The sequence below is a fragment of the Pseudomonas sp. W2I6 genome (assembly GCF_030815935.1).
In the GTDB taxonomy this organism is placed as follows: domain Bacteria; phylum Pseudomonadota; class Gammaproteobacteria; order Pseudomonadales; family Pseudomonadaceae; genus Aquipseudomonas.
This window is the reverse complement of the sequence record NZ_JAUSXJ010000001.1, coordinates 4,877,605-4,889,893: the sequence shown is the minus strand read 5'-3', so window position 1 is coordinate 4,889,893 and position 12,289 is coordinate 4,877,605. Positions and strand designations below refer to the sequence as shown.

Annotated in this window: 10 protein-coding genes and 1 pseudogene; 3 read left to right on the top strand and 8 right to left on the bottom strand. The window is 58.0% G+C overall.

Annotated elements, in window-relative coordinates:
* The first annotated feature begins 551 nt into the window (after positions 1-551).
* Entirely contained in the window at positions 552-1,184 is a 633-nt protein-coding gene (locus QF039_RS22570) for a response regulator transcription factor (RefSeq protein WP_003208698.1), read from the top strand.
* 71 nt (positions 1,185-1,255) lie between these two features.
* On the opposite strand, the gene QF039_RS22565 is transcribed toward QF039_RS22570, so the two are convergent.
* The 4 genes and pseudogenes from QF039_RS22565 to metG form a co-directional block, all read right to left on the bottom strand.
* Positions 1,256-1,441: a PA3496 family putative envelope integrity protein gene (locus tag QF039_RS22565; RefSeq protein WP_003208696.1), complete on the bottom strand. Its 186-nt coding sequence runs from the start codon at positions 1,439-1,441 to the stop codon at positions 1,256-1,258.
* Between the two features lie 107 nt (positions 1,442-1,548).
* Positions 1,549-2,187: an endonuclease III gene (gene nth / locus QF039_RS22560; protein ID WP_307520803.1), complete on the bottom strand. Its 639-nt coding sequence runs from the start codon at positions 2,185-2,187 to the stop codon at positions 1,549-1,551.
* A gap of 558 nt (positions 2,188-2,745) precedes the next feature.
* Positions 2,746-3,159 (bottom strand): annotated as a pseudogene (gene rsxB / locus QF039_RS33815) (electron transport complex subunit RsxB); the annotation flags it as partial.
* Between the two features lie 121 nt (positions 3,160-3,280).
* Entirely contained in the window at positions 3,281-5,332 is a 2,052-nt protein-coding gene (metG, locus tag QF039_RS22550) for a methionine--tRNA ligase (protein ID WP_307520799.1), read from the bottom strand.
* A gap of 172 nt (positions 5,333-5,504) precedes the next feature.
* Here metG and apbC point away from each other — a divergent pair, with 172 nt between their 5' ends.
* A complete protein-coding gene (gene apbC, locus QF039_RS22545; RefSeq protein WP_102369833.1) occupies positions 5,505-6,599 on the top strand; it encodes an iron-sulfur cluster carrier protein ApbC in 1,095 nt (364 codons plus the stop codon).
* 496 nt (positions 6,600-7,095) lie between these two features.
* Here the strand turns inward: apbC and fdxA are convergent, their stop codons facing one another.
* The 4 genes from fdxA to QF039_RS22525 all read right to left on the bottom strand — a co-directional run bounded on the left by fdxA (position 7,096) and on the right by QF039_RS22525 (position 11,296).
* Positions 7,096-7,419, bottom strand: a complete 324-nt coding sequence (gene fdxA, locus QF039_RS22540) for a ferredoxin FdxA (RefSeq protein ID WP_003208688.1) — start codon at positions 7,417-7,419, stop codon at positions 7,096-7,098.
* Positions 7,420-7,561: 142 nt separating this feature from the next.
* Positions 7,562-10,141: a DNA mismatch repair protein MutS gene (gene mutS / locus QF039_RS22535; RefSeq protein ID WP_003208686.1), complete on the bottom strand. Its 2,580-nt coding sequence runs from the start codon at positions 10,139-10,141 to the stop codon at positions 7,562-7,564.
* Between the two features lie 232 nt (positions 10,142-10,373).
* Positions 10,374-10,544, bottom strand: a complete 171-nt coding sequence (locus QF039_RS22530) for a hypothetical protein (RefSeq protein ID WP_003208685.1) — start codon at positions 10,542-10,544, stop codon at positions 10,374-10,376.
* Positions 10,544-11,296: a zeta toxin family protein gene (locus QF039_RS22525; RefSeq protein ID WP_256344147.1), complete on the bottom strand. Its 753-nt coding sequence runs from the start codon at positions 11,294-11,296 to the stop codon at positions 10,544-10,546. Before QF039_RS22525 ends, QF039_RS22530 begins: the two co-directional genes overlap by 1 nt.
* Before the next feature lie 142 nt (positions 11,297-11,438).
* Here QF039_RS22525 and QF039_RS22520 point away from each other — a divergent pair, with 142 nt between their 5' ends.
* Positions 11,439-12,173 (top strand): XRE family transcriptional regulator, encoded by a 735-nt coding sequence (locus tag QF039_RS22520; RefSeq protein WP_032899152.1) that lies wholly within the window; start codon positions 11,439-11,441, stop codon positions 12,171-12,173.
* Positions 12,174-12,289: the final 116 nt, after the last annotated feature.

Genomic DNA, 12,289 nt, shown 5'->3' with positions numbered 1-12,289 from the left:
AAAAAGTTCAGGTACTCCAGGAGATGATCTGGAGTGTTTATATTTTTACGGGGGCAATGTTTATTAATTTCGTTCGATAAGTGATGCATTGTTGAAAGTGAGATTTTTTCTTGTAGGCAGGAACTATGTACTACAGAAAATTCACTCAGAAATGTACCGCGAATATGTCAGATGCTGACATGCCTGTAGGATTTATGGAGCGTTAGTAATTATGTCGAATGGAACTTTTAAAAACCCGGTTTCCCTCCGGGTTCACAGGTCTTCTGACAGCGCACAAGGGGCATTTCCTGAAACTTGTGTACGGCGCGTTTACCCGGGCCCGCGTAATCCTGGGAATTTTCACTCAAAATATGTTTGTGCTCGGAAAGTTCTGAAAGCCCCAACAAAACTGGATAGCTCCGATCTGGCGTTTTTTTGTAGGTTAAATCCTATGTCTTTGTGGGTTAGGTCTCTGCTTGCTGTTGCTTGGGGGGGAGCGCTATGCCAAGCGAGAAACGACTAGGCTATTGTGCTTACTCTTAATAATTCGAACAGCGAAATTGGACTTGCCCATGAATAAAGTGCTGATCGTGGATGATCATCCCGTCATTCGTCTTGCTGTGCGTATGCTAATGGAACGTCATAGTTATGAGGTCGTTGCCGAGACCGATAACGGTGTCGATGCCTTGCAACTTGCGCGCGAGCATATGCCGGACATTGTCATACTGGACATTGGAATTCCCAAACTCGATGGCCTGGAAGTTATATGCCGGCTGTCATCAACCAAACAGGCACATCCCTTCAAGGTGCTGGTGCTGACGTCCCAGGCGCCCGGGCATTTCTCGATGCGGTGCATGCAGGCGGGTGCTGCCGGCTACGTGTGCAAGCAACAGGATCTCACCGAGCTGTTGAGCGCGGTCAAGGCGGTGCTGTGCGGGTATAGCTACTTCCCCAACCAGGCGTTGAACTCGGTGCGCTCCACGATGGGCAACGCCAGCGAAGCGGACATGGTCGAGCGCCTGTCCGGACGGGAGATGATGGTGTTGCAGCAGTTGGCCCGCGGCAAGACCAACAAGGAGATCGCCGATGGCATGTTCCTGAGCAACAAGACTGTGAGCACCTACAAGACCCGCTTGCTGCTCAAGCTCAACGCCCGCTCGCTGGTGGACTTGATCGAGCTGGCCCAGCGAAACGGCCTGGTGTAGGCCGGCCTCACATTTACATCCAGTCAGAAAAAAGCCTCCGCAAGGGAGGCTTCTGTTTATCGTTGGATCGATTAGAGATCGAAGTCGTAATCGGCCAACTGTTTTTGCAAGCGCCGCTCTTCCAGAAGGTTGTCGATGGTGCGGCGTTTGCTCAAATTGGTCTTGGCCACCTCTACCGGTGCTTCTGCTGCATCATCGTCGGATTCAGCGCCAACAACGTCGTCTTCTACATCCAGTTGTTCTTTGCCAGTGCTCATAAGGTTAACTCCAGGCTAAGACTGCCGTTGGCGCTCCTTATAACGATAATCTCGGGCCTGGTAAAAAAGATTTTTTCAATCGACTCATCGATAAAAGCAATGATGGCTCAATCGTCGGAAGTCTTTTCCTTGTATTCGCACAGGTCTTCGATGCGGCAGCTGCCACAGCGCGGCTTGCGCGCCTGGCAGACATAGCGTCCGTGAAGGATCAACCAGTGATGCGAGTCCAGCAGATACGGCTTGGGCACGAACTTCGCCAGCTGTTTTTCCACCTCCACCACATTTTTTCCGCGGGCAATACCGGTTCGGTTGCTGACCCGAAAGATGTGCGTGTCCACCGCCATGGTCAATTGGCGAAATGCCGTATTGAGCACCACATTGGCGGTTTTTCGGCCAACACCCGGAAGGGCTTCCAGGGCTTCGCGCGTTTGCGGTACTTCGCTGCCGTGCAGTTCCACCAGCAGCCGGCATGTCTCGATGACATTCTTCGCCTTGCTGTTGTACAGGCCGATGGTCTTGATGTATTCGGACAAGCCCTCAACCCCCAGCGCGTAGATCGCCTCCGGGGTGTTCGCCACCGGATACAACTTGGCGGTGGCCTTGTTGACGCCGACGTCTGTGGACTGGGCCGAGAGAATCACGGCGATCAGCAACTCGAACGGCGAGGAGTAGGCCAGTTCGGTTTTCGGTTCCGGGTTGTCTTCGTGAAGCCGGCGGAAAATTTCCAGGCGTTTTGCGGCGTTCATGGGGCGAGCGGTTCCTTGCAAACAGTCAGTGTGGTTACGAAAAACGGGCCCAATAACCCGAGCAGGATAAACGCGGCGTGCACCGGCAGTACACGCTTCATCAGGTGCGGCCGGTGCTCAAGGGGTTCAGGTGCGGGCATCAGCCACCACCAGTGCCGCAAGCGCCTGCTCTGCCGTTTCGAAGTGCTGTTGCAGAATGATCAACTGCGACTGCTGTTCAAAGGTCGGCGGGTGGCCGAAAGCTTTCAGGGATTTGTGCAATTGGGCACGGCTCATGGCCAGGTTGATCTTGGCCTTCTTCAAGGCGGCGTCCATGGCCGCGGCTTTTTGTGCACGAACCCGCTCAATGGCCGCCTGGACCGGGTTGACCGTGGCCGCAGCTACCGGGGCGGCGCGCTTGGAGCGTGCCTGGCGTTCGGCAAGTTTCTGTTCCTCTTCGCGTTGCAGCCGCGCGTTGCGCTGTTCAAACCGTCGCCGGGCCCGGTCGCGCTTGAGGCTGCGTACCTCGCGTTCATGATCATTGGAGGCCAGCCCGCCGACAATCGGTACCACGGTGCTCAACGGACGCATTTCGATGCAATCAACCGGGCAGGGTGCTACACACAGGTCGCAACCCGTGCACTCGTCGACAATCACCGTGTGCATCAATTTGGCAGCACCGACGATAGCGTCCACCGGGCAGGCCTGGATGCATTTGGTACAGCCGATGCACTCCGCTTCACGGATAAACGCGATCTGTGCGGGCGCTTCCCCTCGAGATGTGTCCAACTCCAGCACCGGGAGCTTCAACAGCTGCGCCAGGGCTGCAATGGTTTCCTGGCCGCCCGGAGGGCACTTGTTGATCGCCTCGCCTTGGGCAATGCCTTCTGCGTAGGGCTTGCAGCCAGGATGCCCACATTTGCCACACTGGGTTTGCGGCAGCAGGGCGTCGATACGTTGAATCAGGCTCATGGTTTGATCATTGCGTTGGAACCCGGAAAAGCCACAGCCAACAGCGGGCCGACAGCAAACAGAATCCGATTATCCGGCAAGCGAGGAGGGGGTACTAGCTGAAACCGCCCCATGGCCGAGACCATGAGGCAGTCAGCCATTGTTACTTGATGCGCTGACCCGGCTTGGCGCCGCTGTCCGGGCTCAACAGGTAGATCTCTTCACCGCCAGGGCCGGCCGCCATCACCATGCCTTCGGAGATACCGAACTTCATTTTCCGCGGCTTGAGGTTGGCGATCATCATGGTCAGGCGACCATCGAGCTTGGATGGGTCCGGATAGGCGCTCTTGATCCCCGAGAACACGTTGCGTTGTTCATCACCGATGTCCAGGGTCAGGCGCAGCAGCTTGTCGGCGCCTTCCACGGCTTCGGCCTTGAGGATCAGGGCCACCCGCAAGTCCACCGCAGCGAAGGCGTCGAAGTCGATTTCCGGCGACAACGGATCTTTCGCCAGTTCGCCATTGCCGGCAGGTGCAGTGTCGCCGGTATCGGTCTTGCTGGCCTCGAGGTCTTCTTTCGATGCGTCGGTCATGGCCTGCACTTTTACCGGGTCGATACGGGTCATCAGCGGCTTGAACTCATTCAACTGATGGTTGCCGAGCAGTGTCGCGTGATCATTCCAGGTCAGCGGCGGCACATTGAGGAACGCCTCGGCGTCGGCTGCCAGCAATGGCAATACCGGCTTGAGGAAGATCACCAACTGACGGAACAGGTTGACGCCTGTGGCGCAGATCGCCTGGACTTCAGCCTGCTTGCCTTCCTGCTTGTTCAGCGACCACGGCGCCTTGTCGGCGATCCAGGCGTTGGCGCGGTCGGCCAGGCCCATGATTTCGCGCATGGCCCGGGCAAAGTCGCGGGCTTCATAGGCATCGGCGATGCTTGGCGCCGCCGCCAGGAACGCATCGGTCAACTCAGGTGCGGCATTTTCAGCCACCAGCACCCCGGCGTTGCCCTTGTGGATAAACCCGGCGCAACGGCTGGCGATGTTGACAACCTTGCCCACCAGGTCCGAGTTGACCTTCTGTACGAAGTCTTCCAGGTTCAGGTCCAGGTCGTCGACACCACGGCCCAGCTTGGAGGCGTAGTAGTAGCGCAGGTATTCCGGCGACAGGTGGTCCAGGTAGGTGCGCGCCTTGATAAAGGTGCCACGGGACTTGGACATCTTCTGGCCGTTGACCGTCAGGTAACCGTGCACGGCAATGCCGGTTGGCTTACGATAGCCCGAGCCTTCAAGCATTGCAGGCCAGAACAGCGCGTGGAAGTTGACGATGTCCTTGCCGATGAAGTGGTACAGCTCGGCCGTGGAGTCCTTGTTCCAGAACGCGTCGAAGTCCAGCTCCGGCGTGCGGTCGCACAGGTTCTTGAAGCTGGCCATGTAGCCGATCGGCGCGTCCAGCCACACGTAGAAGTACTTGCCTGGCTCGCCCGGGATCTCAAAGCCGAAGTACGGCGCATCGCGGGAGATGTCCCACTGTTGCAGGCCGGCGTCCAGCCATTCGGCGATCTTGTTCGCCACGGCGTCCTGCAGGGTGCCGCTGCGGGTCCAGGTTTGCAGCATCTGCTGGAAATCCGGGAGTTTGAAGAAGAAGTGCTGGGAATCCTTGAGTACCGGGGTGGCGCCGGAGATGGCCGACTTCGGATCCTTCAGGTCGGTGGGCGCGTAAGTGGCGCCGCATTTCTCGCAGTTGTCGCCGTACTGGTCCTCAGTGCCGCATTTCGGGCAGGTGCCCTTGATGAAGCGGTCGGCCAGGAACATTTTCTTTTCCGGGTCGAAATACTGGGTGATCGAACGCGTGGCAATGTGCCCGGCGTCCTTGAGGCGCAGGTAGATCTGGCTCGACAGCTCGCGGTTTTCGTCGGAGTGGGTCGAGTGGAAGTTATCGAAATCCACCAGGAACTCGGCAAAGTCGGCGCTGTGTTCAGCCTGGACATTGGCGATCAGTTGTTCCGGGGTGATCCCTTCCTTCTCGGCGCGCAACATGATGGCCGAACCGTGGGCGTCGTCCGCGCAGACATAAATGCATTGATTGCCGCGATGCTTCTGGAAGCGCACCCACATATCGGTCTGGATGTACTCAAGCATATGGCCAAGGTGGATGGAACCATTGGCATAGGGCAGGGCGCTGGTGACGAGGATCTTGCGTGGCTCGGACATGGGGCTCGGCTACTTGATGAAACGGAGGTCGGCCACTATAAAGCGCCGGGAAATTTATTTCACCCCGTGCGGCTGTTTCCGGATTTTCCCGCAGGCCGAAAGCGTGCCGCTGGGGCGCTGGAACGGTTAGGATAGCCGCCTGTTTTAGTCAGTCTTTTTTCGGGAGTAGCCCATGAGCGCCGTCAATCGCGCAGCGGTGGAAGCCGTTCTTCGCCAGTACACCGACCCCTACCTGAACCAGGACCCGGTCAGCGCCGGGTGCGTACGCGCCATCGACGTGCAGGGTGACAAGGTTTCGGTCCAGCTTGAGCTGGGCTACGCCGCAGGCCTGTTCAAGAGCGGCTGGGCGCAGATGCTGCAAATGGCCATCGAAGGCCTGGACGGCGTCAGCGCGGCCAGGGTCGACATCCAGTGCGTGATCGCCCCGCACAAGGCCCAGGCGCAGATTCCGGGCCTGGCCAACGTCAAGAACGTGGTGGCCGTGGCTTCCGGCAAGGGCGGCGTGGGCAAATCCACCACCGCCGCCAACCTGGCCCTGGCCCTGGCCCGGGAAGGCGCGCGGGTCGGGATTCTCGACGCCGACATCTATGGCCCGAGCCAGGGCGTGATGTTTGGCATCCCGGAAGGCACCCGGCCGAAGATCAAGGACCAGAAATGGTTCGTGCCGATCGAGTCCCATGGCGTGGAAGTCATGTCCATGGCCTTCCTGACCGACGACAACACACCGATGGTCTGGCGCGGCCCGATGGTATCCGGTGCGTTGCTGCAACTGGTCACGCAGACCGACTGGGGCAACCTGGACTACCTGGTGATCGATATGCCGCCCGGCACCGGCGATATCCAGCTGACCCTGGCGCAGAAAGTGCCGGTGGCCGGCGCGGTGATCGTCACCACACCGCAGGACCTGGCGCTGCTGGATGCCCGCAAGGGTGTGGAGATGTTCCGCAAGGTCAACATCCCGGTGCTGGGCGTCGTGGAAAACATGGCGGTGCACATCTGCTCCAACTGCGGCCACGCCGAGCATCTGTTCGGTGAAGGCGGCGGCGAGAAGCTCGCGACCCAGTACGGCGTGGAACTGCTGGCGTCGTTGCCGCTGTCCATGGGGATTCGTGAGCAGGCTGATGGCGGCAAGCCAACGGTCGTTGCCGAGCCCGATGGCCAGATTGCCATGGTCTACCAGGAGCTGGCGCGCCACGTAGGCGCGCGAATCGTCCTGCAGGAAGCAGAGGCCCAGGCAATGCCGACGATTACTGTCAGCGACGACTGATCCACCGGATGGGAAAAAAGCCTCGACCTTGTCGGGGCTTTTTCTTGCCTGGTGAACAGCAACGAGGCGTTTTTTACTCTTTTACGTAATTGCTGGTGTAAGCATTCACTTACTTTTTCGTAAGCGTTTGGGTTTTTTCGTCGGCGGGGGCGTCTTGAATTGATTACCTATATTTCTATCTTATTGAAATATAAAGATTATTTATTCGCGTTTGAGCGCGTAGATCGAAAACCCGGCGGGTTGGATCCCGTTGAACTTCCCCGTGAACTCTCTAAGATCAGTCCTGTGTCCACGGATTGACACAGTCATCAAGGAACGATGATTCAGGGAACCTCGCAGGATGCGATTCATCAGGACGATGAAAAGGAACACAGGGACTAGGGAAAAAATGTGGGCGGGTCATACCGCCCCTTTTTTTTGCCTGTAGAAAAGTGAAACCCGCCCCGCAGAAATGCAAAAAGGCCCGCAAGGGGCCTTTTGGAGGGCATCGACGCTATCAGCGTTCGAGGTCGGCAATCTTGCCTTTTTTGCCATCCCACTCTGCCGCATCCGGCATCGGGTCTTTGCGTTCAGTGATATTCGGCCAGATTTCCGCCAGCTCAACGTTCAACTGAATAAATTCCTGCATCTCTGCCGGGACTTCGTCCTCGGAGAAAATAGCGACGGCCGGGCATTCTGGTTCACACAGGGCGCAGTCAATGCACTCGTCCGGGTGGATGACCAGGAAATTCGGGCCTTCGTAGAAGCAGTCCACCGGACACACTTCTACGCAGTCGGTGTACTTGCACTTGATGCAGTTGTCGGTGACGACGAAGGTCATTTCTAATTTTCTCCTCAGGCGGCGGCAGCGAAACCCTTTGTGGCAGGGCTCGCGAGGTTCGGGAGCGATAGTCTGCAGGCCAGGCTAAAAGCCCGCAGCATCCCAAACCGCGCGAGAGTCTACCAGCTTGCAAGCGTCTGCGTTATATCCGAGTCTTCAGTGCATATAACATTTCGAGCGCTTTTCGCGGCGTCAAGTCATCCAGGTCAAGCTTAGCCAACTCATCCAGTACCGGATGAGGCAGGCTGGCGAACATGTCGCTCTGGTGCGGCGCGCTGGGTTTGTTGCTGGCCTTGGCCGGGCTGGCCACGGGAATCTCATGGGGCAGCGCGGTTTCTTCCAGGCGGCTCAGGTGCTCGCGAGCACGGGTAATCACCTCGGCCGGCACCCCCGCCAGTTGCGCCACGGCCAGGCCGTAACTCTGGCTTGCCGGGCCGGGCAGCACGTGGTGCAGGAACACGATGCGCTCGTTGTGCTCGGTGGCATTGAGGTGCACGTTGGCTACCAACGGCTCGTTTTCCGGCAGCACGGTCAGTTCGAAGTAGTGCGTCGCGAACAGCGTATATGCCCGCAGGTGCGCCAAACGTTCGGCCGCCGCCCACGCCAGGGACAGCCCGTCGAAGGTGCTGGTGCCGCGGCCCACTTCGTCCATCAGCACCAGGCTGCGTTCGGTGGCGTTGTGCAGGATGTTGGCGGTTTCGCTCATTTCCACCATAAAGGTCGAACGGCCGCCGGCCAGGTCATCGCTGGAACCGATCCGGGTGAAGATGCGGTCCACCAGTGACAATTCGCAGCTTGCCGCCGGCACGAAGCTGCCGATATGCGCCAGCAGCACGATCAACGCGGTCTGACGCATGTAGGTGGATTTACCGCCCATGTTCGGACCGGTGATCACCAGCATGCGGGTGTCGTCGTCCAGCGACAGGTCGTTGGCGACGAACGGCGTGGTCAACACCTGCTCCACCACCGGGTGGCGACCTTGCACGATGCGCATGCACGGCTCGCTGACAAAGCGCGGGCAGTTCAGGTCAAGGTTCAGGGCACGCTCGGCCAGGTTGCTCAGTACATCCAGCTCGGCCAGGGCGGCTGCGGTGTCCTGCAACGGCGCAAGCTTGTCGATCAGGCTTTCGAGCAAGGCTTCGTAGAGCATTTTCTCCCGGGCCAGGGCGCGGCTTTTGGCCGACAGCGCCTTGTCTTCGAATTCTTTAAGCTCCGGAGTGATAAAGCGCTCGGCACCCTTGAGGGTCTGGCGGCGCTGGTAATCGATCGGCGCCTGCTCGGCCTGCTTGCTTGGCAACTCAATAAAGTAGCCGTGCACGCGGTTGTAGCCGACTTTCAGGTTGGCCAGGCCGGTGCGGGCTTTTTCACGGGCTTCCAGGTCAATCAGGAACTGCCCGGCGTTCTCGCTCAGGGATTGCAGCTCATCCAGCTCGGTGTCGTAACCGGTCTTCAACACGCCACCGTCACGGATGATCGCGGGCGGGTTGTCGATGATGGCTTTTTCCAGCAGCGCCGCCAGCTCCGGGTAGGTGCCGGTGGTGACTGCCAGCTGCTGCAGGTGCGGTGCTTCCAGTTCGGTCATCGCCGCTTGCAGTTGCGGCAGGGCGCCGAGGGCATCGCGCAGGCGTGCCAGGTCGCGGGGCCGCGCGTTACGCAGGCCGATCCGCGCCAGGATCCGCTCGATATCGCCGATTTCCTTGAGCTGCGGTTGCAGCTTTTCAAAGCGGTAGCGGTCGAGCAGGCAGGTAATAGAGGTCTGGCGGGCTTGCAGCACGGTCAAATCCCGCAGCGGGCGGTTCAACCAGCGGGTGAGCAAGCGGCTGCCCATGGCGGTCTGGCAACGGTCGACCACCGATTGCAGGGTGTTGTCGCGCCCGCCGGCGAGGTTGGTGTCCAGTTCCAGGTTGCGACGGCTGGCGCCATCCAGCACCACGGTGTCGTCCAGGCGTTCATGACGCAGGCTGCGCAAATGCGGCAGGGCAGTGCGCTGGGTTTCCTTGGCATAGCTGAGCAGGCAACCGGCGGCGCCGATGGCCAGGGTCAGGGTTTCGCAACCGAAGCCCTTGAGGTCTTGCACGGAGAATTGCTGGCACAGGCTTTTCAGCGCCGAATCACGCTCGAAATCCCACGGCGCACGACGCTTGGTCCCACGGCGACGTTCCGCCGGCAGGTCCTTTGGCCAGTCGTCCGGGATCATCAACTCCACCGGGTTGACGCGCTCAAGCTCCGCCAGCAGATTCTCCCAGCCCTTGATCTCCAGCACCGTGAAGTTGCCACTGGTGATATCCAGGACTGCCAGGCCGAACAGGCGTTCGTCCCCCAGTACTGCCGCGATCAGGTTGTCGCGACGCTCATCCAGCAGCGCCTCATCACTCACCGTACCCGGCGTAATGATGCGCACCACCTGGCGTTCCACCGGGCCCTTGCTGGTGGCCGGGTCGCCGATCTGCTCACAGATCACCACCGACTCGCCCAGCTTCACCAGCTTGACCAGGTAACCTTCCAACGAATGATATGGAATCCCGCACATCGGAATTGACTGCCCGGCCGACTGCCCGCGCGCGGTCAGGGTGATGTCCAGCAACTTGGCCGCCTTCTTCGCGTCTTCATAGAAGATCTCGTAGAAGTCGCCCATGCGGTAGAACATCAACTGATCAGGGTGCTGGTTTTTCAGGCGCCAGTACTGCTGCATCATCGGGGTGTGGCTGGAAAGGTCGGTCATACGCGGGGTTCAGCTCTTCCTGTCGATTTTTGGCAAGGATAAATAGGCTAATGGTACATTGATTTTTTATGCATTGTGGGCGGCTATACGATGTTGAATTCTCGCTAAGAGCCTTATAAACGATGTGTTTGTCCTATGGTTTACGATAGAAACCAAGACAGATCGGGTTCGGTTGATCAATAAAAAAACCCGACGCTGGGTCGGGTTCTTTATTGCAGTGCCTTAGTAGATGTCAGGCTCGTTTTGCCTCAGCTGCCATCAATACAAGGTTCTGCTGTTTGGTCGCTTCGGTCAGCACTTCGCTGTATACGCGCTTTTTTTGATCAGATTTAGCGTTACGAATAAAGTCGGCAAAGGGGCTTTTTGCACCTTTGGTCAAGCCCAGCTTAATCGAAATCATCATTACGCTCCTGATGGTTGCCCGAGTCTGGCCTCAAGATCGGCCCGCGTGTGTCGCTCAGGAATATGGTAGTCAATTTTTTCGACACCGGCTTTGTACAATCGTCCCGAGTTGTCAATGTGCTTGAGCAGCAAATCCACGTGGATATCGCCGCCGTACTCTAGCTTAAGTGCGTTGACGACGTCACGTGCGGCAAAGTACTGGTCGATGAAATGCTCTTTACGAATCCTTCTTCCTTCTGCTTCTTCGCGAGCTTTGACGAAGTCCCAAGCGAGCCTCGGATCCTGGTAGACGTACAGAATCTGTACGAACCTGCCTTTTCTTAAGGAACGATCCACATTCCGCCTGGCGACATCAATGTTTGAAAATGTTCCGTCAAGGAGGAACGACTGCTGTTGGTCCATCGCAAAATCCAGAATCTTCTCCACCAAAATAGAAACCCCTCTCTGGAATAACCAGGAGTTACCGCCGGTATAGGCAACAAATTCGCTACGAAGCTCATCGGGGTCAATTCGAAGGATCGGGGTGTCGGCAAAAAGATTCACGAGCGCGATTGATGCCTCGGTTTTTCCTGCACCCGGTGAGCCGGCCATGTAGACCGATACAGGCGCCTCTTCCGGAGGATAGATAGCTTTGTCGGTCAGACGCCTGGCAATCATTTTCTTGTTTGAGCGAGCAAAGCGCAGCGCTTCGTCTGAGACTTCTTGCTCTGAGTGCGTCATGACTTTTCTGATTGGATCTGCAAAGTGCGTCATCAACAAACCCAGCATTTTTCCGATAGGCGCAGGTTAGCATGCGAGGCAGACCACAAATGGTTAGGTAAAAATCTGCAATCAATGCATTAAATATGCAAATAAGCATTTGCCAAGCATCAAAACTGCCTGCACTATCCGCGTTATGCAAAAACGCAACGTTTCTATCGTCTTAAGAGAGCTGCTGGACCGCGACCGGATCTCCCCCACGGAGCTTCACCGGCGTACCGGCGTGCCTCAATCCACACTGTCCCGGATCCTCAGCGGCAAGATCGTTGATCCGTCGGACAAGCACATCTCGCGCATCGCCGATTACTTCCAGGTCAGCACCGATCAGCTGCGCGGGCGCGCAGGGCTGGTGCCGGTGCGGTCGGACGAGCGTGACCCGATGCATTCGGAACTCAAGGACATAAGCCTGTGGGACGACGAAACACCCGTTAATGATGACGAGGTGTCGATCCCCTTTCTGCGCGAGGTTGAATTGGCTGCTGGATCAGGAAGATTCGTCATCGAGGAAAGCGAGAAGGCCAGCCTGCGGTTCGGCAAGCGCAGCCTGCGGCATAACGGTGTGCAGTTCGACCAGGCCAAGTGCGTGACGGTGCGCGGCAACAGTATGTTGCCGGTGCTGCGCGACGGCGCCACCGTAGGTGTCAATGCGGGCAAATGCGGGATTGGTGACATCGTCGATGGCGATCTTTACGCCATCAATCACAACGGCCAGCTACGGGTGAAACAGCTCTATCGCCTGCCTTCCGGGATTCGCCTGCGTAGCTTCAACCGCGATGAACATCCGGACGAGGACTACAGCTTCCAGGAAATCCAGGATGAACAGATCAGCATCCTTGGTCACGTTTTCTGGTGGGGCATGTACGCCCGCTAACCCTTCTGTGTAAGACAAAGCCCGCCAGTGAGCGGGCTTTTTTTCGTCTGCGTAAAACCACCAAACCCTTTGCCTGCGGGGCTATAAATGCACCTGTGCATTTCTTGCGCAAAAAT

Bases quoted from the DNA above. Each gene is read 5' to 3' on its own strand.
- QF039_RS22570 (WP_003208698.1), top strand. From the start codon at position 552: ATGAATAAAGTGCTGATCGTGGATGATCATCCCGTCATTCGTCTTGCT.
- QF039_RS22565 (WP_003208696.1), bottom strand. From the start codon at position 1,441: ATGAGCACTGGCAAAGAACAACTGGATGTAGAAGACGACGTTGTTGGC.
- nth (WP_307520803.1), bottom strand. From the start codon at position 2,187: ATGAACGCCGCAAAACGCCTGGAAATTTTCCGCCGGCTTCACGAAGAC.
- metG (WP_307520799.1), bottom strand. From the start codon at position 5,332: ATGTCCGAGCCACGCAAGATCCTCGTCACCAGCGCCCTGCCCTATGCC.
- apbC (WP_102369833.1), top strand. From the start codon at position 5,505: ATGAGCGCCGTCAATCGCGCAGCGGTGGAAGCCGTTCTTCGCCAGTAC.
- fdxA (WP_003208688.1), bottom strand. From the start codon at position 7,419: ATGACCTTCGTCGTCACCGACAACTGCATCAAGTGCAAGTACACCGAC.
- mutS (WP_003208686.1), bottom strand. From the start codon at position 10,141: ATGACCGACCTTTCCAGCCACACCCCGATGATGCAGCAGTACTGGCGC.
- QF039_RS22530 (WP_003208685.1), bottom strand. From the start codon at position 10,544: ATGATGATTTCGATTAAGCTGGGCTTGACCAAAGGTGCAAAAAGCCCC.
- QF039_RS22525 (WP_256344147.1), bottom strand. From the start codon at position 11,296: ATGACGCACTTTGCAGATCCAATCAGAAAAGTCATGACGCACTCAGAG.
- QF039_RS22520 (WP_032899152.1), top strand. From the start codon at position 11,439: ATGCAAAAACGCAACGTTTCTATCGTCTTAAGAGAGCTGCTGGACCGC.